18 protein-coding genes are annotated in these 25,376 nt (G+C 69.3%); 10 read left to right on the top strand and 8 right to left on the bottom strand.

What is annotated here, in order from left to right; genetic code table 11:
• The first annotated feature begins 66 nt into the window (after positions 1–66).
• Positions 67–3,732: a S8 family serine peptidase gene (locus tag ACFQ6X_RS16290; RefSeq protein ID WP_383181924.1), complete on the top strand. Its 3,666-nt coding sequence runs from the start codon at positions 67–69 to the stop codon at positions 3,730–3,732.
• Positions 3,733–3,869: 137 nt separating this feature from the next.
• On the opposite strand, the gene ACFQ6X_RS16285 is transcribed toward ACFQ6X_RS16290, so the two are convergent.
• On the bottom strand, positions 3,870–4,700 hold the full coding sequence (locus ACFQ6X_RS16285) for a dienelactone hydrolase family protein (protein WP_383181922.1): 831 nt from the start codon (positions 4,698–4,700) through the stop codon (positions 3,870–3,872).
• Between the two features lie 153 nt (positions 4,701–4,853).
• On the opposite strand from ACFQ6X_RS16285, the gene ACFQ6X_RS16280 reads away from it, so the two are divergent.
• On the top strand, positions 4,854–5,885 hold the full coding sequence (locus ACFQ6X_RS16280; RefSeq protein ID WP_383181920.1) for a GlxA family transcriptional regulator: 1,032 nt from the start codon (positions 4,854–4,856) through the stop codon (positions 5,883–5,885).
• Positions 5,886–5,969: 84 nt separating this feature from the next.
• Positions 5,970–6,320 (top strand): hypothetical protein, encoded by a 351-nt coding sequence (locus tag ACFQ6X_RS16275; protein WP_383181918.1) that lies wholly within the window; start codon positions 5,970–5,972, stop codon positions 6,318–6,320.
• Positions 6,321–6,563: 243 nt separating this feature from the next.
• Here ACFQ6X_RS16275 and ACFQ6X_RS16270 read toward each other — a convergent pair whose 3' ends face one another.
• Positions 6,564–8,141, bottom strand: coding sequence for a peptidoglycan-binding protein (locus tag ACFQ6X_RS16270; RefSeq protein WP_383181916.1), 1,578 nt, complete (start codon positions 8,139–8,141; stop codon positions 6,564–6,566).
• 291 nt (positions 8,142–8,432) lie between these two features.
• Between ACFQ6X_RS16270 and ACFQ6X_RS16265 the strand changes: the two genes are divergently transcribed.
• Positions 8,433–10,262: a glycoside hydrolase family 3 protein gene (locus ACFQ6X_RS16265; RefSeq protein WP_383181914.1), complete on the top strand. Its 1,830-nt coding sequence runs from the start codon at positions 8,433–8,435 to the stop codon at positions 10,260–10,262.
• Positions 10,263–10,320: 58 nt separating this feature from the next.
• Positions 10,321–11,607, top strand: coding sequence for an exo-beta-N-acetylmuramidase NamZ domain-containing protein (locus ACFQ6X_RS16260; protein ID WP_383181912.1), 1,287 nt, complete (start codon positions 10,321–10,323; stop codon positions 11,605–11,607).
• Between the two features lie 685 nt (positions 11,608–12,292).
• Here the strand turns inward: ACFQ6X_RS16260 and ACFQ6X_RS16255 are convergent.
• Entirely contained in the window at positions 12,293–12,727 is a 435-nt protein-coding gene (locus ACFQ6X_RS16255; RefSeq protein WP_383181910.1) for a hypothetical protein, read from the bottom strand.
• A gap of 114 nt (positions 12,728–12,841) precedes the next feature.
• Here ACFQ6X_RS16255 and ACFQ6X_RS16250 point away from each other — a divergent pair, with 114 nt between their 5' ends.
• Both ACFQ6X_RS16250 and ACFQ6X_RS16245 read left to right on the top strand, forming a co-directional pair.
• A complete protein-coding gene (locus ACFQ6X_RS16250) occupies positions 12,842–13,735 on the top strand; it encodes an alpha/beta hydrolase (protein WP_383181908.1) in 894 nt (297 codons plus the stop codon).
• Between the two features lie 355 nt (positions 13,736–14,090).
• Positions 14,091–14,735, top strand: coding sequence for a TetR/AcrR family transcriptional regulator (locus tag ACFQ6X_RS16245; protein ID WP_383181906.1), 645 nt, complete (start codon positions 14,091–14,093; stop codon positions 14,733–14,735).
• Positions 14,736–15,720: 985 nt separating this feature from the next.
• Here ACFQ6X_RS16245 and ACFQ6X_RS16240 read toward each other — a convergent pair.
• Positions 15,721–17,091, bottom strand: coding sequence for a DEAD/DEAH box helicase (locus ACFQ6X_RS16240; protein ID WP_383181904.1), 1,371 nt, complete (start codon positions 17,089–17,091; stop codon positions 15,721–15,723).
• A 529-nt stretch (positions 17,092–17,620) separates the two neighbouring features.
• On the opposite strand from ACFQ6X_RS16240, the gene ACFQ6X_RS16235 reads away from it, so the two are divergent.
• Positions 17,621–18,112 carry an SRPBCC family protein gene (locus ACFQ6X_RS16235; protein ID WP_383181902.1) on the top strand — a complete coding sequence of 164 codons (492 nt, stop codon included), beginning with the start codon at positions 17,621–17,623 and terminating at the stop codon, positions 18,110–18,112.
• A gap of 193 nt (positions 18,113–18,305) precedes the next feature.
• Here ACFQ6X_RS16235 and ACFQ6X_RS16230 read toward each other — a convergent pair whose 3' ends face one another.
• Complete coding sequence (locus tag ACFQ6X_RS16230) at positions 18,306–18,938, bottom strand: DUF2461 family protein (RefSeq protein ID WP_383181900.1); 633 nt, start codon at positions 18,936–18,938, stop codon at positions 18,306–18,308.
• A 207-nt stretch (positions 18,939–19,145) separates the two neighbouring features.
• A complete protein-coding gene (locus ACFQ6X_RS16225) occupies positions 19,146–20,063 on the bottom strand; it encodes an NADP-dependent oxidoreductase (RefSeq protein ID WP_383181898.1) in 918 nt (305 codons plus the stop codon).
• 368 nt (positions 20,064–20,431) lie between these two features.
• On the opposite strand from ACFQ6X_RS16225, the gene ACFQ6X_RS16220 reads away from it, so the two are divergent.
• A complete protein-coding gene (locus ACFQ6X_RS16220; RefSeq protein WP_383181896.1) occupies positions 20,432–20,743 on the top strand; it encodes a hypothetical protein in 312 nt (103 codons plus the stop codon).
• 189 nt (positions 20,744–20,932) lie between these two features.
• On the opposite strand, the gene ACFQ6X_RS16215 is transcribed toward ACFQ6X_RS16220, so the two are convergent.
• Complete coding sequence (locus tag ACFQ6X_RS16215) at positions 20,933–22,237, bottom strand: hypothetical protein (RefSeq protein ID WP_383181894.1); 1,305 nt, start codon at positions 22,235–22,237, stop codon at positions 20,933–20,935.
• A 55-nt stretch (positions 22,238–22,292) separates the two neighbouring features.
• On the bottom strand, positions 22,293–24,416 hold the full coding sequence (locus tag ACFQ6X_RS16210; RefSeq protein ID WP_383181892.1) for a tetratricopeptide repeat protein: 2,124 nt from the start codon (positions 24,414–24,416) through the stop codon (positions 22,293–22,295).
• A 371-nt stretch (positions 24,417–24,787) separates the two neighbouring features.
• Between ACFQ6X_RS16210 and ACFQ6X_RS16205 the strand changes: the two genes are divergently transcribed.
• Positions 24,788–25,291, top strand: a complete 504-nt coding sequence (locus ACFQ6X_RS16205) for a hypothetical protein (RefSeq protein WP_383181890.1) — start codon at positions 24,788–24,790, stop codon at positions 25,289–25,291.
• Positions 25,292–25,376: the final 85 nt, after the last annotated feature.

Here is a 25,376-nt window from a genome sequence, read left to right as displayed (position 1 = left end):
AATTCGAATACAGACTCGTCGCCGCACCCGGAACCACCCTTCCCCGGGTGCCCGAGGAGTACGTCGATGATCAGACTTTCCATGGGCGGCGGGAGAGCAGGGCTGCTCGCTGCGGGCATCTCGTTGGTGCTGCTCTCGTCAGGGCAGACCGCCGCTGCCGGGAACACCGCCGACGCAGTGCCGGACACCTTCAAGGGGTCCCCCGCCTCGAGCACGACCGTCGTGCTCATCACCGGCGACCAGGTCACCGTCACCGACTTGGGCGGCGGCAAGAAGACCGTCAGCGTCGAGCGGGCCAAGGGCGCGACCGGAGCCGTACGCAGCGAGATAACCGACGGCCGGATCACGGTCATCCCCGACGAGGCCCGTCCCTACCTGGCATCCGGTGCCCTGGACAAGCGGCTGTTCGATGTCAGTGGTCTCATCGAGCAGGGCATCACGGACGAGTTGCCGCTGATCGTCACGCACAGCAAGGGTGCGCGCGCCGCCACGCCGCGCGGCATCGAGACCGTCCGCTCCCTGCCCAGCATCGGGGGCGCGGCGGTGGAAACGACGGATCCCGCCGCGTTCTGGCGGTCGTTCACCTCGCCCACCACCCGCTCCGCGGGCGAGAAGGTGTGGCTGGACGGCCGGGTCGAGGCCACCATGGCCCAGTCCAACGCCCAGATCGGCTCGCCCAAGGCGTGGGAGGCCGGGCTCACCGGCAAGGGCGTGAAGGTCGCCGTCCTCGACACCGGGGCCGACCTCACCCACCCCGACCTGGCCGGCCGGGTTGCCGAATCCAAGTCCTTCATCGAGGGCCAGGAGGTCGCCGACCGCAACGGCCACGGCACCCATGTCTCCTCCACGGTCGGTGGCAGCGGCGCCGGTTCGGACGGACTGGAGAAGGGTGTCGCGCCCGGCGCGGACCTCGCTGTCGGCAAGGTACTCAGCGACGCGGGTTCCGGCACCGAGTCGCAGATCATCGCCGGTATGGAGTGGGCCGCCAAGGACATCGACGCGAAGATCGTGTCGATGAGCCTCGGTTCCTCCGAGGCCAGTGACGGTACCGATCCGATGGCTCAGGCCGTGAACACGCTCAGTGCCGAGACCGGCGCGCTGTTCGTCATCGCTGCCGGCAACCGCGGCGCCCCGGGCACCATCGGCTCACCCGGTGCCGCCGACTCCGCGCTGACGATCGGCGCCGTCGACTCCGCCGACAAGGCCGCCAGCTTCACCAGCCAGGGTCCCCGCTTCGGCGACCAGGCCCTCAAGCCCGACCTCTCCGCGCCCGGCGTCTCCATCCTCGCCGCCCGCTCCCAACTGGTTTCCGGCACCGGTCTCTACACCTCGATGAACGGTACGTCGATGGCGACGCCGCACGTCGCCGGTGTCGCCGCGCTGCTCGCCGAGAAGCACCCGGACTGGACCGGCGCGCAGCTCAAGAACGCCCTGATGTCCTCGTCGAAGACTCTCTCCGCCTCCTCGTACGCACTCGGCGCCGGCCGGGTGGACGTGGCCGCGGCGATCAACGCGAACGTCACGGCCACCGGGTCCGCGGACCTCGGCTTCTTCTCCTGGCCGTACGAGGCGAACAAGCCGGTCACCAGGACCGTCACGTACACCAACTCCGGTGACCAGCCGATCGAGCTGAGCCTCGCCGTCGAGGGCGCGCCCGCAGACGTGGTCACCCTCGCCGACACCACGCTCACCGTCCCCGCGCACGGCAGCGCGCAGACCACCGTCACCGGTGACGGCGCCAAGGCACCCGTCGGCAACCTCTCCGGCCGGATCGTCGCCTCGGCGGGCGGCGCCGCCGTCGCCCACACCGCGATCGGCCTGGTCAAGGAGGAGGAGCGCTACACCCTCACCGTCCACGTCAAGAACCGGGACGGCGCCCCGACAGCCGCCGACCTGGGCGTGAAGCGCCTCGCGGAGGGTTCCATCCCCTTCCCGGCGACCGTCGGCGAGTCAGGCACGCTCGAACTTCGCCTGAAGCCCGGCACGTACACGGTGGACACCTTCCTCGACGTACGCGGCTCCAAGGGGAAGGACTCGCTCGGCCTCGGCCTCCTGACCGACCCCGAGATCGTCCTCGACCGCGACCGTGAGATCACCCTCGACGGGCGCAAGCTCAAGGAGATCCGGGCAGAGGTCGACCGGCGGACCGAGAGCCGCCAGATCCTGATGGAGTTCGACCGCGAGGCGAACGGTACGTCCTACGGCGCCGCGGTCCAGGTCCCGATCAAGTACGACTCGCTATTCGCGGCGCCCACCCGCAAGCCCGCCACCGGCACCTTCGAGTACCGGACGGTCTGGCGCCTGGGCAAGCCGATCGTGGAGGCGAGCGTCGGCGGCGACCGGCTCTCCGGCGCCACCATCCAGCCGGGCACGACCCTGCTCGAGGGCCGCTCGCGGCTCGGGCTCGTCGACGTCGGCACGGGCACGGCCGCGGAGTACACGGGCAAGAACGTGAAGGGCAAGGCCGTCCTGATCCGGGCCGGCGCGCTGACGCCCGTCGAGGTCGCGCAGGTCGCCCAGGACGCGGGCGCGGCCTTCCTGTTCGTCACCGACGACGCGCCCGGCCGGCTGAACACCTGGTTCGGCACGGCGCAGTACGAGGACCGGCCCCTGGCCGTCGCCACCGTCAACGCGGCCGACGGGGCGCGCCTCGCGTCCGCCGCGGCGCACAAGCAGTCCGTCGACCTGAACGGCACCCGCTTCACGCCGTACACCTACGACCTGTCCGAGGGACACCCGGGCGCGATCCCGTCCGACCTGGTCTTCAGGCCGGACGACGACGAACTGGCCACCGTCCGCTCCACGTTCCACATGCCGACCGGCCGCCAGGAGCTCGGCGGCGAGTTCCGCTACTCGATCACCGACACCTTCCCGATCGGCTTCGGCTTCAAGGAGTACATCTCCTTTCCGGCCGAGCGCACCGAGTACGTCTCCACCACTCGCGGCCAGGGCTGGCACGAGTCGGTCGACCTCGAGGACTCCCTGGAGCAGCGCGGCGGGATCGTCTCGTACCGCGGTGACACCCGCACGGACCGCGAGTTGTTCAAGCCGGTCTGGCACCCGTGGCTGGGCACCGGCCTGGGCTGGGGACAGGAGCGGTCGGGCAACAACCTGCAGTTCAACACCCCCGGCTGGGGCGACTCGGGTCCCGACCACACAGGCTTCGGCAACGTGTGGAACGACGACACGATGACCCAGTTCACGGAGGTGTACGTCAACGGCACCCGCGTCGACCGCAAGATGAGCTCCGCCGCCTACGCCCGTAACGTCCCGGCCGAGGAGGCCGAGTTCAAGGTCGTCACCGACACCACGCTGGACCCGGCGCGCTGGCGGCTGTCGACCAAGGGCCACTCCGAGTGGACCTTCCGCTCCAAGGAGACCCCGGCCGGCAGCTGGACCTTCCTCCCGCTGATCAACCTCGGCTTCGACGTCGACACCGACCTGAAGGGCGATGTGCGCGGTGGAAGCCGCCTGCCCGTCGGGATCTCGGGGGAGTACGTGAAGGGCGCGCCGGACACCGGCACGATCGGCGGAGGCACGCTGGAGGCCTCGTACGACGACGGCAAGACCTGGCAGAAGGTGGCTCTCAAGAAGTCGCGGCACGGAGCAGCCTGGGCAGGTGAGCTGCGGGTGCCGGACGGCGCACAGTTCATCTCCTTCCGGGCGGGCGCGACCGACGACCGCGGTGGCGCGGTCAAGCAGGAGATCATCCGTGCGGTGGGGGTGAAGTAGCCGCGAACCCCGGCAGCAGATGAGGAAGACCCGGTTCGGCGACAAGCCGTTCCGGGTCTTCTCTTTCCATGGTCGAGTCAGATGACGGTGTCGGCGAGGGCGGTGAGGTCGCGGTGTCCGGCGGACCAGGGCCCCGGTCAGGTGGCGGGCAGCGGTCGGTTCCCGTGCGGGTGCAGGCGGTCGGTGAGGAAGGCAAGTATCTCGTCGCGGGCCCGGACGGTGGGGTGGCCGGCCTCGTCGACGAGATGGGCGGTGACGACGCTGTGCGGGGTGCCGACATGATCGGCGAAGAAGGGCGGCGGAGCCGGGTTGGCGGCGCTGTCCGGGAGGACACGCCCGTCGAAGGCGTCACCCAGTAGCGATCGGTAGGCGGCGAACCGCTGCCCCGTGCACCAGCGATCGCCCTCGAAGCGGTAGGCGAGGACGGTGAGTCCGTCGCGGTCGAGCCGGTCGCGCACCGCGCGCGCGTCCGCCGCGTCGAGTTCGAGTCCGCCGGGGTCGTCGAGCGGCAGCGACGGGTGGTTGACCACCGGGGCGATCACCGCCGGCTCCAGGGCCATGGTGAGGGCGAAATTGCCGGTGAAGCACAGGCCGATCGCACCCACCCCTGGCCCACCGCACGCGGTGTGGACCTGGCGCGCCAGGCCGCGTAGCCAGACCGTCACCGGGCTGGTGCCGCCCCCGGCGAAGGCGCGGAACTCGGCGCTGACACAAGCGCGGCGGACGACCTCCCGGCCGCCCTCGGCCGTGGGGAAGGCGCCGTCCGTGCCGAACAGGGAGGGCACATGGACGGTGAAGCCCGCGTCCCGCACCCAGCGCGCGAGCCGCAAGACGTCGGGACTGATGCCCGGCATCTCCGGCAGCACCACGACCGCAGGCCCGACCCCGGCTACGTACACCGTCTTCTCCACCCCCTCCACGGCCACGCTGCGGCGGGTGAAGTCGGTGATCGGATCGTCGAAGCTCATGGGGCCAGCCTTGCCCCGTCCCGGCCTCCGGGTGAGGAGCGGGATCGCCAAGGACAGGGGTAATCTCGCCACACGCGAGGAGGCGAGCGGTACGCGGTCGGCCTCACGGGGCCAGGGAAACCAGGGGGTACGGGAGGAGCCATGGCCGGGGCGATGCGGCAGGCAAAGGAGCGTGCGGGTCCGGGCGGGCCGGATGCACTGCGGGTCGGGGTCCTGGCGTACCCGGACTGCTTCGCGTCCGAAGTGTTCGGCGTCCCCGACCTGTTGACGATGGCCGGGCACGTCGCCGGACCGGACGCGCCCGGCTACCGGGTGTCGGTCATCTCGCCCCGCCGCCTGGTCACCGCCTCGGGCGGCGCGAGGCTGGACGTGCGTCCGGTGCGCGAGGTCGACGTCCTCGTGGTCCCCGGCTTCGAACTGCGCCCGGACACGGACCTCGACGCGCGGCTCGCCCGGCTCGCCCCCGAGATCGCGGCGATCCGCGCGCAGGCCGCCGCCGGCACCGCCGTCGTCTCCCTCTGCGTCGGCGCGTTCCTGCTCGCCGGGGCCGGGCTCCTCGACCGGCGCCGGGCCACCACCTCCTGGCTGCACGCGGGCGAACTGGCCAGGCGCTGCCCGGACGCCGACGTGCGGCCCGAGCACCTGGTCGTCACAGACACGGGGGTGACGACCACGGCCGCCTTCAGCGCCATGTACGACTTCGCGCTGGACCTGATCCGCCGACACAACGGCGCCGGGGTGGCCCGCAGCACCGCACGGTTGGCGCTGGTCGACGACGCGCGGACTTCCCAGACCCCGTACGTCGACCCGCGACTCCTCCCGCAGCCAGGCGGGGAGTTCTCCCAGCGCGTCATGCGGCGGCTCGACCAGAACCTCGCCGAGCGGTACGACCTCGCCACGCTCGCGGACGCCTTCCGGGTCAGCACCCGCACGCTGCTGCGCCGCTTCTCCGAAGAGGCCGGACGTAGCCCGCTGGCCCATCTGCAGGCTTCCCGGATCCGCCGCGCCCGCCATCTGCTGGAGACCACCGACCGCACCGTCGCCGCCGTCGCCGCGGCCGTCGGCTACCAGGACCCTGGTACCTTCGCCGCCCTCTTCGCCCGCCACACCGGCCACCGCCCGAGCGCGTACCGCGCCGCCTTCCGCCGCACGGCCCAGGCGTCCGCCCGGGACGGCGGCGCCTAGGAGCTCTCTTTCGGATCACTTGGTGGCGGTTCAGTCTCAGAGCCCGCTGGCTCCAGCGGAACTGCTGCCTGCGACGATGCGCTGGTGAGCTATGACCTTGCGGTGTGGGCCGGCGACCGCCCACTCGACGACGACCAAGCGGGCTCGACCTACGACGAGCTCTACGAGCGCTACCTGGAGTCGGACGAGGTTGTCGTGCCTCCGGTGACGCGCATCGCGGCCTACGTGGAAGCCCTCATCGCGCGATACCCGGACGATATCGACCGCAGTGTCGTATGGGCATCGCCCCCGGTCATCGATGAGGCGTCGGGCCCGATCGTGTACCTGCTCATGTCCTACGGCAAGGCTGAGGAAGTGTCCGAGTACGCCGCTGCGCTGGCTCGCGAGCACGGACTTGTCTGCTTCGACCCGCAGGGAGAATGCCTCCGGCCGTGAACTGCGTGTGCTCAGCGAGCGGACCAGAGGAAGATGCCCGCGATGAGGAGGCCGGCGCGGTAGACCGTGGCGGTCTTCTCATAGGGGTAGCCAGGCCGCGCCACTGCTTGAGGCGGTTGATGCAGCGTTCGACGGTGTTCCGCTGCTTGTAGGTGCAGGCCGGCCACAACGCTGCCGGCCCATCCGGATCGAACCTGTGCGAGCCGGGTGGCCGGCGTCCGGCCCCCGGCTCGCGCGTTCACCTCACCGACCGGCCTGCAGAGCCGTCCAGGTCGCCGAGCCCACGATGCCGTCCACCGTCAACGACCGGCTGCTCTGGAAGTCCCTGACCGCCTGCGCAGTGCTGGGGCCGAAGCTGCCGTCGATCCCTACGGTCCGGCCCAGTGCGGCTGTCAGCGACCGCTGGAGCCGCTTGACGTCCGCGTCCGAGGACCCCTCCTGCAGGGCGGGCTTGGTCCCGGCCGAGAGCAGCGCGGTCCAGGACTGACGGCCGATGACTCCGTCGGACGACAGTCCTCGCGCACTCTGGAACGCCTTCACGGCGGTCCCGGTCTTCGTGCCGAAGACGCCGTCCGCGGTACCGGCGGCGAAACCCTGCGCGTTGAGCAGTGTCTGCGCCGCCGCAACCTGGGGGCCGGTGGACCCGCTGCGGAGGGTGTCGTAGGCCGGGAAGTCGAGGTTCACCGGCACGTCTGTGCTGCCCCCGACGAGTTGCATGTAGTAGGTCCAGTTCCAGTTCGCCCCCGGGTCGGTGTGGTCGTTGTTCGGGACCTCGGAGTGCCCGACGATGTGCGCCCGGTCCTTGGGGATGCCGTACTTGTCGGCCAGGTGACGCGTGAGGGTGGCGGACGACCGGTACATGGCGTCGGTGAACCAGGCAGGGTTGTCGACGTACCCCTCGTGCTCGATGCCGACGCTGTAGGCGTTGCCCGAACGTGCGTGGTAGGCGGTGTCCTTGTCGCGGACGGTCTGGGTGACCTGCCCGTCGGACGAACGGATCACATAGTGTGCGCTGACGTTCGAGCTCGGGTTCTGGAACCAGCTGATGGACCCGGCGTACGACCCCTGGGTGACGTGGATGACGACGGCGGAGATCGCGGCGGACCGGCCCACGGTGTAGTTCCCGCTGTTCGCGGCCACCCACAGCGCGGGCGGGTAGTCGGTGCTCAGGGTCCCCACGTCGGCCGAGCCTCCCTCGTCGAGGGCGGGCACATCCGTGTAGCGGCCACGCTCGGGACGTACGGCCTGCGGGCGTACGGCGACGGTCTCGCCCGGGGTCGCGGTGGCGCGGACGCCGTTCGCGAGGAAGTCGTAGACGGAGTCCGCGTAGAGCCGGGCCGTGCGGTCGTCCGCGCTGCCGCTGTACTCGGCCACCGCCGGGTACCAGGCGCCGGCGTCGTCGCGGTCCTCCGCGTCCAGTCCCAGCCGGTCGGCGTACGAGCGCAGGACGGCGGCGGCGCCACGGATGTTGGCAGCGGTGCTGTGCCGCAGCGCGTCCGGTGCCGCGCCCGTCAGCTCCGCGGCCCGCTCCAGGGTGTGCGAGCGGGGGTTGCTGACCAGGTGCATCACGCCGTACCCGTTCGCGTGACTGGGCTTGCCGTCGTGGGGGTCGAGTCGGCTCTCGCCGTACCCGACGGCCACGAGCAGATCGCGGGGGACGTCGAACTCGGCGCCGGCCCGGGCGAAGGACTGGCCGACGGTGTCGTGCGCGGCGGGCGTCGCGGCGGCGGAAGGCCCGCCCGTACCGGTGAGCAGGACGGCGACGGCGGTACTGAGTACGAGCGAGGTGGTGTGTCTCCATGATCGCGGGCGTCGGTTCATCGGTGGGGTCCCCTCGTCGGCGTCGGATCGAACGGTGTCGGCCGGCGATCCGGGTAGGACTGCGGCACGACGTTCCGGTGCGTGTGGGGAGCCACTTCAACCGACATTGCATGCCCACGTCAACAGGGCCATGGACCGCTGTGATGTGCGGACTTCGACTTCATGGGCCCCTGCCATTGGTGGCACCAATAACATCTCCCCTTCCCTCTTGACCCTCGAGGTGTACTGGCCATCCACTGGGTGCGCCCGACTCTGCCCGTCTGCCGGGTGCGTCGATCGAAGGAGTGTCGGATGAGCGTCCGTGGATGTGGTGCCCTGTGCAGATCGATGGTGGCGGCGACCGCCGCCGTCGGCTTGCTCCTGGGCCTGCCGCAGGGCGCCGCGGCCGGTCCGGGATCCGCCAACGACAGCCAGGGGGGCCGGGACGGCGGGGACAAGGGCCGCTGGGTCGAGGGCCGCCTGGACGCCATGACGCTGGAGGAGAAGGTCGGCCAACTCTTCGTCACCTACGCCTACGGCGAGACTGCCGAGGACAGCGACGCCGACGACGTGGCCCGCAACCGTACGTGGCTCGGGGTGGACAACGGCCTGCAGGCGGTGAAGAAGTACCACCTCGGCGGGATCATCTACTTCGCCTGGACCGACAGTTTCCAGAACCCGGGCCAGGTCGCCGACCTGTCGGACGGGCTCCAGCGAGCCGCGCTGGGGAGCGGCGCCCAGGTGCCGCTACTGATCTCCACCGACCAGGAGCACGGCAGGGTCGTCCGGTTCGGCCCGCCCGCCACCCAGTTCCCGGGCAGCATGGCGCTCGGGGCCTCCGGAAGGCCGAAGGACGCCTACAAGGCGGGGCGGATCAGCGGTACGGAGCTGCGCGCCGTCGGCATCAACCAGGACTACGCCCCCGTCGCGGACGTGAACGTCAACCCGATGAACCCCGTCATCGGCGTACGTTCCTTCAGCAGCGACCCGCAGCTCGCCGCCGACCTGACGGCCGCCCAGGTACGGGGCTACCAGCAGGCCGGCACGGTCGCCACGGCCAAGCACTTCCCCGGGCACGGCGACACCGACGTCGACAGTCACACCGACCTGCCGGTGATCACCCACACCGAGGAGGAGTGGGAGCGGCTGGACGCGCCGCCGTTCCGCGCGGCCATTGACGCCGGCGTCGGCTCGATCATGACCGCACACCTCCAGTTCCCCTCGCTCGATCCGTCCGGCACCCCCGCCACCCTGTCGAAGCCGATCATGACAGGCCTGTTGCGCGAGGAAATGGGCTACGACGGCGTGGTCGTCACCGACTCGCTGGCCATGGCCGGGGTCCGCAAGACGTACCCCGACGCCGAGGTTCCCGTCCGTGCCCTCCAAGCGGGCGTCGACATGCTCCTCATGCCCCCGAACCTCGACTTGGCCTACCGCTCGGTGCTCGCCGCCGTCGCCTCCGGGGAGCTGACGGAGGACCGCATCGACACCTCCGTGCGCCGGATCCTCACCCTCAAGCAGAAGCAGGGCATCGCCGACGCCCCGTACACCGACCGGGCCGCGGTCGACAGCGTGGTCGGCAACGCCCGCCACCTCAAGGAAGCGCGGACGATCACCGACCGCACCACCACCCTGATCAAGAACGACGGAGGGCTGCTGCCGCTGACCGCGGACGGCAACCGGGTCCTGGTCACCGGTTCGACCGCGGCCGTCACCCAGACCCTCGCCGGTGCGGTCACCGCGCAGGGCGCGACCGGGACCGCCCTCGCGACGGCCGCCAACCCGACGACGGCGGACATCGCCACAGCCGTCACCGCCGCCGCCGGCCAGGACACCGTGGTGGTGCTCACCAACTCGGCCCGCACCAACCCCGGCCAGGCCACCCTCGTCCAGGCCCTGACCGCCACCGGCACGCCGGTTGTGACGATCTCGGTCGGAGTTCCCTACGACATCGCCTCCTACCCGCAGGCAGGCGTCCACCTGGCCGCGTACTCCAACAACGCGATCGCGCTGGAATCCGCCGCCCGCGTCCTCTTCGGCGAGGTCTCCCCCCGTGGCAGCCTCCCGGTGAGCATCCCGCGGGCCGACGCCCCGGGGACCCCGCTGTTCCCGTTCGGCCACGGCCTGACGTACAAGAACTGACGGACGGGCGCTGCGCCCGTCCGATCCCCACCTGGCCCTACGAGGGAGACCCACCACCGTGAGACGCAGAGACCTCCTGACGGCGTCGGCGGCGCTCGCCGCCACCCCCGCCCTCGCCACCCGGGCCTCGGCCGCCGCCCCCGACGGCAAGGCCGAGGCGGGCAGACACGCCCGTGTGCGCACCGGCTTCGAGCGGCTGCGCGCGAGCGGCTACGCCTCGCTGGCCGGACAGCGGGTGGGCGTCATCTCCAACCCGACCGGCGTCACCCCCGACCTCGGCCACATCGTCGACGTGATGGCCGCCGACGGGAAGGTGGACATGGTCGCCGTGTTCGGCCCCGAGCACGGCTTCCGCGGCATCTCGCAGGCCGGAGAGGGCGAGGACTTCTACATCGACGCCAAGACCGGACTGCCCGTCTACAACGCCTACAACAGCTCCACCACCATGGCGGGGCACTTCTCCGAACTGAACCTGGACACCGTGGTGTTCGACATCCAGGAGATCGGGGCCCGCTTCTACACCTACATCTGGACGATGTACCTGGCCCTGGAGGCGGCGGCCGAACTGGGTCTGCGCTTCGTGGTACTCGACCGCCCGAACGTCCTGTCCGCGCAGGACGCGCACGGCCCGGTCCTGCACCCGGAGCACTCCACCTTCGTAGGGCTGAAACCCATCGCGCAGCAGTACGGCATGACCGTCGGCGAACTGGCCGGCCTCTTCAACGACACCTTCGTCCCCGAGGCGACCGGCGGGAAACGCGCCGACCTGCACGTGGAGCGGATGTCGGGCTGGAAGCGCCGGATGCGGTATTCCGAGACCGGCCTGCCGTGGGTGCCACCGTCACCGAACATGCCGACGGTCGCCACGGCCGAGGCGTACGTGGGGACCTGCTACTTCGAGGCCACCGCCCTGTCCGAGGGGCGCGGCACCACTTTGCCGTTCCAGATGGTCGGCGCGCCCGGCATCGACCACCGCTGGCAGGAGGCACTCAACGCGCTCGATCTGCCGGGGGCCCGCTTCCGGGAGGCGTACTTCAACCCCACCTTCTCCAAGCAGGCAGGCAAGACCTGCGGCGGCGTGGAACTCCAGATCACTGACGTGGACCGGTTCGACCCGATCCGAACCGCGCTGGTGATGATCCTGGAGCAGCGCCGTCTCTTCCCGCAGTACGGCTGGCGCAGCCAGGACGGCGGCAGTGCCTACTGGCTCGACAAACTCAGCGGCAACCGGGAGGTGCGGCTCGCGGTGGAGGCGGGCGCGCCCGTCGACGACATCGTGGCCCTGTGGCAGGACGACCTCGCCGCGTTCCGCACCCGGCGCGCGCGACACCTCTTGTACTCCTGAGCTCGCTGAACTGCTGCTCCGGAACTTCTGAGCTTGCAGCCGTGGTGTCATTGCGATCTCTCGGGAAGGAGATCCGCTGTCTAACTCTGTTCGGCGAAGCGGTGCCGCCACGGCGCACGGGGTCCGGGTTCAACGCGTTCTCACGCGCGCTCAGATGGTGAGCGCTGCCTAAGGGCTGTCCGGCAATCCCTGGCGGGCGCACGACGACAGCTACGGCACCTCGCCGCGTTGTCGGAACGCCCGAATGCATCCAGTATGCGAGCGTCCCTCCGCCTTGCGATGCACCGCATCTGACGCCGCGCGCTGATCCACCAGGGATTGCGGGACAGCCCTTAGTCAGCTGCGCAGCCTCAGGTCGCGAGTGTGACTGAGCGCGACAGGTGGCTGCTCAGCTATTGAGTGTTGCCGACTGTCGGTTGGCGTCGGTGGTGGCACGGACGGTCTGCTCACGGTTGATCAGTGGGCCAGGGTCCGCGAACGTGTCAGCGCGTTGGGCATGCAGTCGGCGAGCAATGCAGTGTTCCGGTCGCTCTCCGGCATCCCGTTGGTAGTCGGTCAACTCACCAGCGGGATGCGAGCCGGAGCGCTGCCCGCAGCCGCCACTTTTCTGCTCGACTTCCACCGCTCCTTCACGTTGCGTCGAGTTGAGGTCCAGGCCGCCGGCTCTGGACAGCCGGGCCGGGTGTCAGGCCGGCCACGCGGACCGGCCCGAAAGCAGGGAGCGAGCGGCTTCCTGGGTGGCGCCCATGTCGAAGCGCTCGGTGCGCCAGGTGGTCGAGCGCAGGCTGCCCCGGTTCCGGTAGGAGCGCACGATCCGCACATGGTCGTGGCGCGCCACGAAGCCCTGAAGATCCCGCTCCGCACGCCATACGGATATCGAACCCGAGCGCGGACGGACCAGATCGGGGTCCATCCACAGCCAGAGGCCGACCGCGCCATCGACCTCCTGCCACACCCGCCGCAGGGCCGTCCCGGCCATGATGACGCCGGCGGTGCTCCACGGCCGGTGAGGGGTGAACTCGGTGACGCTGACGACGGCCGCGCCGTCCGCACCGCCATCGGGCGCGAGCTCCCCTGCCGGGCCGGGCTTCCATGACGTGAACCAGACGGTGGCTGACATGGCGTTCTCCTCGTCTGAACGGAGCGGTGGACTGGTGGACTCCTTCCGACTATAAAAGCACGGACGGTCGTGCTAATTTATCAAACTCCTGAACCCGATCGAGGAGTACTGGGCATGACCCCCATCGAGGCACTTGCCAGCAGAGCGCTCAACGCCGTCTCCCGGGTCCCAGGGGAATTCGCCGGCGGGGGCGCCTACGCCCTGTTCCACATGCCGCTCGCCCGGAGCAGGATGCGAGGCGCGGAACGCGAACTGTTCGGCGGGGCGGACATCGAGCGGCTGGAGGTCAACGGCAAGTCCGCAGTGACCTACCGGTGGGGCAACGGCGAAAGGCCCGTACTGCTGGTGCACGGCTGGCAGTCGCGCGGCTCGCGTTTCGCCGACTTCGCCCCAGGGCTCCTCGAGCGCGGATACAGCGTTATTACCTTCGACGCGCCCGGCCACGGCGACTCCACCGGGCGTAGCACCACGATTCTTGAATACCGCGACATCCTCACCGAACTCCACAATCGGTACGGTGAGTTCGAGGCCGTGGTTGCGCACTCGCTCGGCGTCCTCGGTTCGTTCTTCGCGTTGCAGCACGGAGTGAAGGCAAGGAGAGTCGTGGCCATCAGCGGAGTCTGCGACTTCGACTATCTGGTCGAGGAGTTCTGCTCGGCCCTCGAACTGCGCCCCCTGGTGAAGGCCCGGCTGCACGACCGCATCACGAAGAACCTCTTCCCCGGCGCCCCGGCCGACAGGACGCCCTTCTCCGCGGTGAACACGGTGACGGACATCAAGGCTCCGCTCCTGGTCGTCCATGACGAGGACGACACGAGGATCGACGTGAAGCAGGGGCGCCGACTCGCCGGTGCGTTCGGTGGTCAGGCGCGGCTGATCACCACGAGCCGGCTTGGACACCGCCGAATCCTGGGTGATCCCGTCGTTGTACGTGCCGTCCTGGACTTCGTTGAGAACGGGCCGGATCGGTCCGGGGAGGTGAGCACCGAGTCGGTCGCGGCCCGGTGAGTAGCCATGCCAATTCTGGCAATTGCAGGGGAGTCGGCACGGGCGCTGGACCCGATACAGGCCCACGCACTGTGACCCGACAGCGCGCCGATGGCCCCGCGGCCGCCGGGGTCCTCTGGACGCGGTGGAGGGTGGCTGCGATGTGCGAACCGTCATCTGGGCTGCAAACAACTGCAACTTCGGCGGCGGGCCGGAATTCCCGCCGGGCGCCACAGAAACTCACCGCCCGGCAGTCGCACCGGATGCTCGGGTACTGGCCCACCCCCTCACTCACTGACCGCACGGTCGTTTACTTACTCAGTAGACTGGACGTCCGGCGGCACCACGAGGGGTCGGCCCAGGAGATAGGCAGGGCATGGCGGCGACACACACCGACGGGCGGATCGCGCGCGGGAACCAGACGCGTCAGCTGGTCCTCGAGCGCGCCGTGGAGACCGCTTCCGTCGAGGGCCTGGAGGGCCTCTCGCTGGGACGGCTCGCGGCCGAGCTGAACCTCAGCAAGAGCGGTGTATTCGCCCTGTTCGGCTCCAAGGAGGACCTGCAACTCGCTGCCGTCCGGGCGGCCACCAAGGTCTACCTGGAGCACGTCGTCCAGCCGGCCCGCGATCTGCCGCCGGGGCTCGAACGCCTGTGGCGGGTGTGCGCCAGCTGGCTCGACTACTCCCGGCAGAGGGTCTTCCCGGGCGGCTGCTTCTTCTACTCGGCCTCGGCGGAGTACGACGCCCGTGAGGGCAAGGTCCACGACGCGCTCGCCGCGGCCCGCACCAACTGGTTCACCTTTCTCGAACAGACCGTGCGCGAAGCGCAGCAGGCGGGCGAAGTCGAGGAGGAAACCGACGTGCCCCAGCTTGTGTTCGAGCTCGCCGCGCTCATGGAAATGGCCAACGCCGAGTCCGTCCTGCATGACGATTTCACCTGCTACGACAAGGCGGCCAAGGCCATCCTGAATCGCCTGCGCGGCGTGGCCACCGACACGTCGCTGCTCCCCAGCACTCCATAGAAAAGCGGCAGTTGAGCTGGAACGGACTCACCCCCCGTTGCAGCGGACGCCGAGCGGCCCAGGATTCCGGGCCACATGGCGCGAGGTGGATCCGGAAGGGGCAGTCCTGCCCCTTCCAGGCCGACGCGGGCCAGGCGGTGCGGTGCGTCGAAGTCCAGGCGTCGACCTGCCCCGTTCGCCGTGAAGTGCAGACAGGTCACGGCCGGGGGCTTCTGCGCGTACGCGGACGCCTCGACGGCGGTCGCGACGGAATCCCGGCCGGTCTCGAGGAAGTTGCACCCGAGTGCCGCACCGGCGCGAAGGCGATGGAGTGCGCCATGGTGCCCTCGAACTTCCCGTACGTACGGTGAGATTCGGTGCTCATGTCGTGGGACTCCAGCCGGGTGGTGGAGTCGCCGGCGGCCTCTCCCGGCGAGGCGGCAGGTGACCGTCACCTTGGCGTGGGCCGTCAGCTCGCTCCGCTGCAGACGTTCAACGACTGCCGGCCCGGTTGCGTTGCGGCCCTGCGAGCCCCGGAAGGGGGTGTTGATGCGATCGCCTTCACCGAAGCAGGAAAGTGAACGCACGATCGTGCTAATATCTTGCCCTGTCAACTCCCCTTTGGAGGTAGGTGTGACGCTCTCGCATTCCGTTTCCCGCACGGACGAAGTGACTTGCCCGGGCCCGGGCCCGAACCAGTGGATCAAAGACCACTTGAACGGCCTGATCGATGCGCACCTCCTCAAGGACTGCCTTACGTCCGACGCCTCCGCTACGCCCACGACACCGCCTTGCCCTCCGGTCCGTCCGGGCTCGCCGCGATAGACGGACCACACCGCCCCATTGACCGGTTCAAGCCCAGGACCGGCATCCCGAAGTGGAACTCGCGCACGGACCCATGCGCCTGCTCGAAGGGCGCTTCCACGACTCGGCGGTTCCTCCGCGAGCAGTGCCCGTGCCGTCTGCCGCTGGTTTGCGGGCCCGTGCCCCGGCAAGTCCGTCCGGGTCAGCGGCCTTTGCGCACCCGGGCCGCCGCGCGTGCTTCCGCTGCCTTGCGGGCGTCAGCCGTCTTGCGGGACTCCTTGGGACGGCCCGGACGAGTGCCCATGCCACGGAAGGGTGCGTTGCCGCTGCCCTTCCCTTCGATCGGCGGGCGCTTGGCCCCGGTGATGGCGGTCAGCTTCTCCTCGCCGGAGCGTACCTGGGTGACAGTCGGCCGGATCCGGGCGTCGGTCATGAACCGGTTGACGTCTCGCCGCTGGTTCGGGGTGACCAGCGTGATCACCTTCCCGGATTCCCCGGCGCGGGCCGTACGCCCGCCACGGTGCAGGTAGTCCTTCGCGTCGGCCGGCGGGTCGACGTTGACGACGAGGTCGAGCGCCTCGATGTGAATGCCTCGCGCCGCGACATTGGTGGCCACCAGCACGGTGATCTCGCCGTCCTTGAACTGCGCGAGCGTGTGTGTGCGCTGCGGCTGCGACTTCCCGCTGTGCAGGGCGGCAGCCCGCACGCCGCTGGCCCGCAGGTGCCGGGTGAACTGGTCCACGCCGGCCTTGGTGTCCAGGAACATCAGGACCCGACCGTCCCGCGCAGCGATTTCGGTCGCGGTCGCGTACTTGTCGGCGGGGTGGACGTTCAGCACATGGTGTTCCATCGTGGTGACCGAACCCGCCACACGGTCGAGCGAGGCGACTACCGGCTCGTGCAGATAGTTCTGCACCAACTGGTCGACATTGCGGTCGAGCGTGGCCGAGAACAGCAGCCGCTGTCCGTCGGGGCGGACCTGGTCCAGGATTTCCGAGACCTGCGGCAGGAACCCCAGGTCGCACATCTGGTCAGCCTCGTCCAGCACGGTGATCCGCACCTGCTGCAGCTCACAGGACCGACGCGATACGAGGTCGGCGAGCCGCCCCGGCGTCGCGACGACCACTTCGGCGCCGGTCCGCAGCAGCGCCGCCTGCCTGTTGATCGCCAGCCCTCCGACCACCGTCGCCAGCCGCACGTTCAGCGCCTGAGCGTACGGCGCCAGCGCCTCGCTCACCTGTTGCGCGAGCTCCCGGGTCGGTACCAGAACCAGTGCGAGCGGCCGCTTCGACTCCGCTCGCATACCCGCCGTTCGCGCCAGCAGCGCAAGCCCGAAGGCAAGCGTCTTGCCGGAGCCGGTCCGCGCACGGCCGAGAACATCACGGCCGGCCAGCGCATTGGGCAGAGTCGCCGCCTGGATCGGGAAGGGCTCCGTCACGCCGAGGCCGGTCAACGTCGCCGTCAGCTCCGACGGCAGCCCGAGTGCGTCGAAGGACTCGACCGGCGGCAGGCCAGGGGCAGCCGTCCGCGGCGTTGTGAGTTCGCCCTTCGGGGCCGGAGTCTTCGCGTTCATGGGAAACCTTCCTCGGTCTGGCGCCAGGAACGCGTCGGGGCCCGTACCCCTCGGTACGGGCCCCAACGGTTTCGAAGCGTGCCCACAGTTTACCAGCGAGCGCCCCGGCACATTCCGGTCCTGTTAGCACGCCCTCTGTCGTCACCGACCCCGACCAGGCCGTGTCCTGTGGATCTTGTTGCGGAGGAGTCCGTATGCCGCTTGCTCTCTGCCCGCTCAGGCAGCGGCCGCTCAGCCGGATAGCCTCATTGAGGCCCGGGTGAGCGATCTCGCCGCTTCGGTCAGCACTCTTCCTCCCCAGGGGATGCCCTTCAGTCCAGAGGGACGGGACGGCACCGAATGTGAGCCGGAGGAATACGAAACCGACACCTATTGGTCCAGGTGAAAGCGGTCGGACATGCGGCGCAACTTCCCGGATCACGTGTCTGCCATTTGCATTCCGGACACAGAATGCGGTGTCCTCGGCCGAGGAGTACGTGGAGCAGTGAAAAGCATGTTGTCCCACACCTAGAAGGAAATGATGCGCCCCATGAAATACACCGTCTCCATCGAGATCGCCCTGCCGCGGGAGAATGTGGTCCAGCTGCTCGCCGACCCCGCACACCTGCCGAAGTGGCTGCGGGGCCTGGTGCTGCACGAGCCGCTGAGTGGGGAGCACGGGCAGCTCGGGACCAAGTCGCGGGTCGTGATGCAGATGGGCCAACGGAAGATCGAGTGCACCGAGACCATCACACGCCGGGAACCGGAAGACCTGCGTGAGATTCCGAAAGCGAGTGTCGTTCACTTCGACCGTGAGATCGTCGGCGAGGGCATGTGGAGCGCCGTGCGCGACCGGCTGACCGCAGCCGGCCCGGAAACGACGCTCTGGGAGAGCGAGAACGAATACCGGTTCAGCGGCATTCTGATGAAGCTGGTAGGACTTCTGATGCCCGGCGCCTTCCGTAAGCAGTCGCAACAGCACATGAAGGACTTCAAGGCGTTCGCCGAGCAGGGGAGGGACGTCCGCGAAGCGACGGACTGATCTGCCATAACCAATCAGGCATCTGACGGCGTGGCGTGTTGATCTTCCCTGCGCTTCGCTGCACCCACCGAGGCTGTGACCTGCGAATTCTCGTGGTGCCTCACGCTGCTCCAGCTGCGGTTGTCTCGGCTCGCGGTGCACTCCCGCCAGGTTTGGCGAGGTTCCTGCGGTGCCGCGCCACGCCCTCGTGACGTCAGGCGGCGGGCTTCACGTGGCGGACCAGCCACATCAGCAGGTCGTCCAGATCGGCGGCTGCCGAGAGGACCTGGCCGACTGCCTCGGGGGTGTGCAGCCACTCCTCGCAGCCGAGGGGGCGGGCGGCGATCAGCGAACGGTGGCGCAGCAGGTTCGTACGGGAGTGGTTCGTCGGGTAGCCGCGTGGGGGGCGTTTCATCACGTCCCCGGAGACGTCGTAGCCCTTCTTCCGTACGTCCTCGACGATGGCGGACAGTTCGCGGCCGCTCCCCTCGGAGGCCACGGCTCTGCGGAACATGTCCACCTGGCCGGGATCGGGGTACCACCAGGCGCCCTGGATCCGCAGGCCGTCCAGGTCGAACCGGAGACCGATTTCGATCTTGCGGCCGAGCCGGATCACCGCGCTCTGGTGCTGCCACCACCAGGAGTTGGTGCGGTAGTGCCAGACGGAGAAGTCCTCGTACCGGGGGTCGGTGTCCGCGACCTCGTTGAGCAGGGCGATCATCGGCTGCCGGACCAGGCGTTCGCGGTCTGCGCGATAGAGCTCGCGGGTCGCGTGGGTCGGTTCGCCCTGGAGCTGCCACAACACGTCCATGGCCTGCTCCGGCCAGCCGGTGAACTGTGCGCGCATGCGGGGCAGGTTAGCTCACGCAGCGAGCCGGACAAGATTTTCGCCCGTGAAGTGGCCCCCCGGATCGCTTCCACCCAGGAGACATCCCTTCCGGACTGTCCGCGGTCGAAGGCCGTCACCTCCCGCCCCCGGGCCGGTGCCCCTTCCACAATCCTCCTGCCAGGAACCACGTTCCGCCCCTGCCACGGGACACGGGGGCTTTCTCGCTCAGTCGGTGACGTTGATGATCGTCTTGCCAGGAGTGCGCTTGTCCGGCTTGAACGCGGAGGCTGCCTCGGCCAGCGGCCGGACGGCGCCGACGATCGGCTTGAGGTGGCCGTCGCGCAGGCGCTGGGCGAGGTCGGCCAGGCGGGCCCGGTCGGGTTCGACGACGAAGAAGATGGCTCGCCCGTCGCGGGGGTGGACGGTGACCGGCTCGGCGATGGTGACCAGGGTGCCGCCGGGGCGGACCAGCGCGGTGGAGCGTTCGAGGATCTCGCCGCCGATCACGTCGAACACCACGTCGACCTGGCCGATGTCCTCCAGTTCCTCGGCCTGGAGGTCGATGAAGGCGTCCGCGCCCAGGCCCAGGGCGGTGTCGCGGTCGCCGGCCCGGCCGGTGCCGATCACCCGGGCGCCGGCCCCGCGGGCCAGCTGCACGGCGATGGAGCCGACGCCGCCCGCAGCGCCGTGGATCAGCACGCTCTGGCCGGTAATCAGGTGGGCGTGGTCGAACAGGGCCTGCCATGCGGTGAGCCCGGAGATCGGCAGTGCGGCGGCCGTGACGTGGTCGACATCCGCCGGGAGTGGGGCGAGGTTGCGGGCCTCGACGGCCGTGTACTGGGCCAGCGAGCCGTTGCGGGTCCAGTCGGTCAGACCGAAGACGCGCTGCCCGACCGTCAGGCCGGTGGTGCCGTAGCCGAGCTCGGTGACCACGCCGGACAGCTCGTGGCCTGGCACGCTGGGTGTCCGGTCATGACCGGCCCGGTCGGTCCAGGTGCCGGGCCAGTCCAGCTCCCCCGGCGTGAATCCGGCGGCGTGGACCTCCACGATCACGTCGTTCTCGGAGGCGTGCGGGTGGGGCAGCTCGGAAAGGGTCAGGCCGCTGACACCGGCGTCGCGGTCCTGGACGGTGATGGCTTGCATGAGGGATTCCTCTGAGCAGGGGGAACGTTCAGGAAGCGGGCATCGCGCCCGGTGGGCGCGGGCATCGGCCCCGCAGGAGGCCGACCCGCCCGCCATGACCAATCCCAGCGCCGTCCGCCCCTGTTCCGCCACCGCACAGCGGCGGTCGGAGGACGGCTGGCAGGCGCCTTGCGGTCACGCTTCCAACCTAGGTGGGAAAAAGCCCAAGCATCTGGGTCACTTCCACCCGCTTCCAGTGGGCCATTTGCCATTTCTGGTTCACCCATAGCCACACCCGGGCGTCTCGGTAAGTCCCTGTTCCAGATCCCTGTGGTGCTCCTCTGACGCCGCGGCCCGGCTCCATGTAGCGTCAGCGCCAAGGGGACGAGATGGACTTCGACGAGAACGAACCGCAGTCTGTTCGCGAGGAGCGCTTCGCCGCAGAACGATGTGAAAGAAGGGCGGCACGCAAGGCCGCGCCGCTCGACTCACGGGGAGCCCATCTCGGCGCGGTCATCGTGACCGTCGCCCTGGTCCTCCTCAGCTGGTACGGCAAGCTGGCCGCTCTGGGCGTCGTCAGCGGAGTCCTTCTGCTCTGGTTCGCCGCAGCCCTTGCATGGGCCTACGCCGACGGGGACCAGGGCCGGCACGCCGTCCAGCGCGCGTACAACGTCACCTTCGGGTGGACTGACGGGTTCTGAGCGCCAAGGCCAAGCCGGAGGGGGCGGTTTGACGAGCGATGCCGACCCGGTGGGGAGCGGTCCGCAGTACGCCGATGAGCTCAACTGGAGCGAGCGGCCACCCGAGACCGGAGGGAGCTCCCAGGCGCGGCCGACTCGGTCCGGACAACGCACCGGTATGGATCCTCAACCGCAAGCCGGCCCGCACTGTCACGTGCGGGTGTTACTGCTCCATGCTCCGAGGACCTCGGTCAGGTTCGCCAGATCCGGCGGAGTGATGACGATGAGCTTGATACCGGTGTGGTGAGCGAGTTGACGCTTGGCCTGGATCTTCGCGAGGTAGTCGTCACTGCTCAGGCCGGCGTATTCGACGTATGTGCCATCGGATAGCCGCCAGTCGGCGCGGCGTCGGCCATGCGCGTTGTGCTCGGGGTGGTGCGGCCACGCGGGCTCGATCTGGTGCTCGACACCGTGGCGGCTCAGCCAGTCATCGATGGTGCGCTCGGCCAGCGACCGGCATGGATGGCCGTCCGCGGCGATGCAGTAGGTTCCTCGGGCCGGGCGCCAGGCGTCAGGGACGATGCCGGTAGTGCGCAGCACTTCGATCCAGCTGCCGGCCCCCAGCAAGCTGCGGATGGTCGCGGACGGCGGGCATGCTGCCATGGCGCCGACGATGGCGTCCCGCTGTTCGGCTGGAAGGTCGAGAGGGACGGGTCGTTTGGAGAAGTCCTGCGGTGGCGCGGCACCCATGCTCGCCGAGAGAGAGGTCAGCGCCTGGCGGGCCGCGCGCGGCGTCAACGTGCCGATGTGGCCGTCGCGAGCCCGGACACAGCACTCCTTGCACCAGCGTGAGGGCCCGAACTGGCGGATGATCCATGGATTGAGCTGCCCGGCCGTGAAAACAGCTGCGCACAGAGGACAGGTTTGCGGGGCCGCATCCGGCCAGGACCTCCGGGCACGCGCGGCATGGAAGGAACCATACATAGCAGCGTGTTCGTACACGATGTCCGCCTGGTCCCGGTAGGTGTGTCCTTGCCCGATCAGCTTCTGGCGGGCAAGACCGTGCAGGCTCTCTGCCAGCATCGGCAGGCGCGTAAGGAGACGTCGCGGACACACCCAGGGCCACATTGCCCCGTACGCCTCGATCAGGTCATCGACCAGACAATCGCCGTCCGTGGTCCACACCGCGGCGAACCGCGCTTGGTCGGCATCGCCCCATCCGTACGGGTTGAAGCCCCCGTACGCATCCGTGGACCTGAAAGACCAGTCCCCGTCGCTGCCCCTGCTCCCAGAATCCGCATGCACCGAACAATCCCCCTCAAGCTGATCCAGGCAAGCCGTCGAGGTACGGCCCTCGTCAGCTATCGACGCATCGGCGCCCGACAGCCAACGGTCACACACGATGATGCGCAGCTGAAGGCAGGAGGACAGCTGCGCGACGATGGAAGTGCTTGTCTGCTGATGGAGCAGACCGCCTATCGGGAGGTACGGATGCAGTTCACTCCGGCTGAGCAAGCTGCAACGGCTCCTGCCACCCCCCGGCCGGCGATCGAACGGGCTATCAAGCGGCTCAGGGCAGCTGCAGTTGGTCGACCATGCGGTGCGCGAGGACGAGATGGCGGTGACCCGGCTCCAGGACACGCGCCGCGTCGTCGACGATCTGCGCCAGTTCCTGGTGTGCCTGCTCGCTGCGGCCCGAGCTCATCAGTCCTTGGGCTCGTTGCAGGCGAGTGTGGAGGGCATGGGGGTGGTCGTGGCCGAGGACCCTGCTGCGTTCGGCAATCAGCTGCGTGAAGATTGAGGTTGCTTCGCGGACCCTGCCTGCCCGGGCGGCGAAGTCCGCCTGGGTACTGCGTATGGCAAGCACGTGAGGGTCATCCGGGCCGAGCGTTCGCAGGGCGTCCTCCATCAACTCCTGCAACTGCAGTTCGGCGTCCACCAGGTCCCCGTTCAGGCCGGAGAACCAGATAAGACTGCGCCGACCAGCAAGAACTTGCGGGTGGCCGGGCCCCTCCAGCCGTGTCCTGTCCTCCAAGAGCTCCCTGAGCTGCTGAACAGCGGACCGCGTGTCCCCGGCTTCCCCGGTGAAGTAGGCCCGTTGGTGCCGTGCGGCGAGCGTATCGGCGTGCTCGGCGCCCAGAGCCGCGGTCGTCTCGGCGACCAGTTCCCCGAACGCGTCGGCGGCTGCCTGCCCCTCGCCGGCTTCCCCGGTGAAGAACGCCCACTGGTGCAAGGAAGCCAGCGTGTCGGGGTGACGCGGGCCCAGCTGGGCCCGCCTGTGCCGCACGATGCCCTCGAGGCTTCTGACCGCCTCGCGCGGTCGTCCACGGTCGCCGACCGCTATCGCCAGCAGGAAGTCAGCTCCCGCCACACCTCCCGCCCGAGCCCGCTCCAGGGCTGCGGTCGCCCGCGACAGCTGACTTGCCTGATGGGCGAGAAGCCCCATGTCGTACGCGTCCGCCGCCTCCACACGGGATAAGAGCGCCTCCCACAGATGGTCCGGCACCGGAGGCAGCCGTGGCGCGCTCAGCAGGTAGTCGAAGGCGGTGTAGCCCTGGCTGTAGTTACCGATCAGGAGTCCGCTGGTGGCGTACGCGGGCTTGCACGCCCATTGCATCGCCTCGGCAAACGGCTCGGGCTGCAGGTCCGGCCCACCACGCTCGGCGAGATAGGGCAGATGAAAGTCCTGAAGCCACTGCCTGCTCGCCGGCCGCCGCAATCCCGACCGGCGACAGTCGACCGCTGCGGCGACGATCGCCGCGCCCCGCGGATTGGCCTCCGGCGCCCAGGCGTTCTCCCATGCCGCCAACAACTCCGGCCCTGCCGCCAGGACTTCCGCGAGACCAAACCGGTCGCAACTGCCCAGAGCCAGTTGGATCCGCGGATCACGGTGTGCGTCAGCACGCTCCTGTTCCGCCGTGGACCAGCGGCGTTCCAACCGGACTTTCACGGCCATGTGGAGCACCTCGCGCTGCGCCCGCCAAGCGTCCCGGTCCGACCCCGTGAGCCGGCTCTCTTCCCGGGCGTCGTAGCGCCGGAACTCCTGCGACCGCATGGTCGCCAGGACCACCACCCGGCCGGGCCGGCCCTGAAGCAGCCTGGTGAGCGCGGACGCGGTCACCCCGTCAGCACCCAGATGGTTCTCGAGATTGTCCAGCCATAGAACAGCCCGGCGACGCCGCCGAGCGACTTTGAGGGCATGTGCGAGCGCCGGCCTGGCCAGGGGGCAGACAAAGGCATGACGAGGGAAGCACAAGCGCGCAACCTCATACGCGAGCCGGGTCTTGCCCGCGGTCGACTCACCCACGATGAGGACGAAGCCGCCCTCCAGCAAAGCCTGCCGCAGCTCAGGATCGACATCACGTTCGACGTAGGGCGGCGCCAGTTGGTGATCAGGGTGCCTGTCAGCGGGATGAACACCGGCCAGCCCAGGACGGTCCACCTGATCGAATCGAGGAATCCGGCCCGACGCAGTGAGTAGGAGTCCAGCCTCCCGCGGCGCGCTACGCTGCGGCCGCACACGATCGGTGACGAGGGTGTAGACAGCCGTAACAGCAGCCCCGATACCTGCGGCCAGCGGACCGGACGCCCACATCGCCGACAGCGCCACAGCGGCCCCACCAGCCCCCACCGCTGTCAGGTACCGCAGCCAGCCTTGAGACCGCTCGCGACCATGTCGCAGATACGTAGACACGCTGCCCCCTTGCGTGACGTGGTCTTCCATTCTCACCACCACGCCGCCCCTGTCGAGGGAACGTCCGGACACGGCTGCACAGGGATCCCGCACCCCCGACCGCCGCGATCGCTGCCCGTGCAATTGCCTGCAGTTCACAGCAATCTCTCCACGGGGTGTCCCGGAATCCAGTGCTGGGCCGGGGCGCCACCACCCCAGGGCGGCAAGTGGTGACTGCTGGACCGGTACTTGCGTTCGGCGCCCGCCCCCGGGAAGAGTTTTACGGACGCAGTTCGGGGCGAAGTCGTAGGGGCAGGGGCCGATAGATGTGTGCGATAGATGCGGCGGTCAGAGAGGCTGCCGTTGCCCGGTTCCTCCGCGAGAATCCGCAAATGGAGCGAGCTGTATGCGACCACCCCGCGCTACTGGGCTGTGCTGATGTCGACTGGTCGCGGATTCCCGGGTGCCCCGCCGGGGTCCCCGTCCTGCTCCGAGGTCTCCTGGATGAGGTAGCCGGCCCCGCTGCTCTGCCCGTGCTGGAGAACGTCCTGATGAACAGCGTCTTCCACGTGAGCGCCGCGATGCCGGCCGTCCTGCCCTTCCTGATCCGCCTGGCAGCGGTCCCTGACATCGTGGTGCGGTCCGACCTGGTGGAACTCCTGGTCGTCGCCGCGGAGCTGTCTCTACCCGTCGACGCCGACGACGAACGCCAGGCGCTGCTGTTCGGGAAGGACTCCGATCACCCAGAACGCGAGTGGTGCAGGGCCGCCTTCGCCGCACACGCTTCCGGCCTGCGCGCGTTGCTGAAGGAGGGGACCCTTCCGGACGGACTGATCAGCGTGGACGACCGCGAGTGCCTGCTCAGGGCTGTGGAACCGCAGCGATGTCCATCCTGACTGCCCGCAGGCCGGCACTGAGGGCAGTGAAAGGATCTTGCGGTGTCTGTGCGATTACGGCGTCGGAGCTCTCCTGAACAACCCG

The sequence above is a fragment of the Streptomyces sp. NPDC056452 genome (genome assembly GCF_042796085.1).
Classification (GTDB): domain Bacteria; phylum Actinomycetota; class Actinomycetes; order Streptomycetales; family Streptomycetaceae; genus Streptomyces.
This window is presented reverse-complemented; position numbering and strand designations above follow the sequence as displayed.

Excerpts from the sequence above, each read along its gene's own strand:
- ACFQ6X_RS16235 (WP_383181902.1), top strand. The coding sequence starts at position 17,621 with ATGAAATACACCGTCTCCATCGAGATCGCCCTGCCGCGGGAGAATGTG.
- ACFQ6X_RS16245 (WP_383181906.1), top strand. The coding sequence starts at position 14,091 with ATGGCGGCGACACACACCGACGGGCGGATCGCGCGCGGGAACCAGACG.
- ACFQ6X_RS16255 (WP_383181910.1), bottom strand. The coding sequence starts at position 12,727 with ATGTCAGCCACCGTCTGGTTCACGTCATGGAAGCCCGGCCCGGCAGGG.
- ACFQ6X_RS16270 (WP_383181916.1), bottom strand. The coding sequence starts at position 8,141 with ATGAACCGACGCCCGCGATCATGGAGACACACCACCTCGCTCGTACTC.
- ACFQ6X_RS16220 (WP_383181896.1), top strand. The coding sequence starts at position 20,432 with ATGGACTTCGACGAGAACGAACCGCAGTCTGTTCGCGAGGAGCGCTTC.
- ACFQ6X_RS16280 (WP_383181920.1), top strand. The coding sequence starts at position 4,854 with ATGCGGCAGGCAAAGGAGCGTGCGGGTCCGGGCGGGCCGGATGCACTG.
- ACFQ6X_RS16265 (WP_383181914.1), top strand. The coding sequence starts at position 8,433 with ATGAGCGTCCGTGGATGTGGTGCCCTGTGCAGATCGATGGTGGCGGCG.
- ACFQ6X_RS16225 (WP_383181898.1), bottom strand. The coding sequence starts at position 20,063 with ATGCAAGCCATCACCGTCCAGGACCGCGACGCCGGTGTCAGCGGCCTG.
- ACFQ6X_RS16230 (WP_383181900.1), bottom strand. The coding sequence starts at position 18,938 with ATGCGCGCACAGTTCACCGGCTGGCCGGAGCAGGCCATGGACGTGTTG.
- ACFQ6X_RS16205 (WP_383181890.1), top strand. The coding sequence starts at position 24,788 with ATGGAGCGAGCTGTATGCGACCACCCCGCGCTACTGGGCTGTGCTGAT.
- ACFQ6X_RS16290 (WP_383181924.1), top strand. The coding sequence starts at position 67 with ATGATCAGACTTTCCATGGGCGGCGGGAGAGCAGGGCTGCTCGCTGCG.
- ACFQ6X_RS16240 (WP_383181904.1), bottom strand. The coding sequence starts at position 17,091 with ATGAACGCGAAGACTCCGGCCCCGAAGGGCGAACTCACAACGCCGCGG.
- ACFQ6X_RS16285 (WP_383181922.1), bottom strand. The coding sequence starts at position 4,700 with ATGAGCTTCGACGATCCGATCACCGACTTCACCCGCCGCAGCGTGGCC.
- ACFQ6X_RS16250 (WP_383181908.1), top strand. The coding sequence starts at position 12,842 with ATGACCCCCATCGAGGCACTTGCCAGCAGAGCGCTCAACGCCGTCTCC.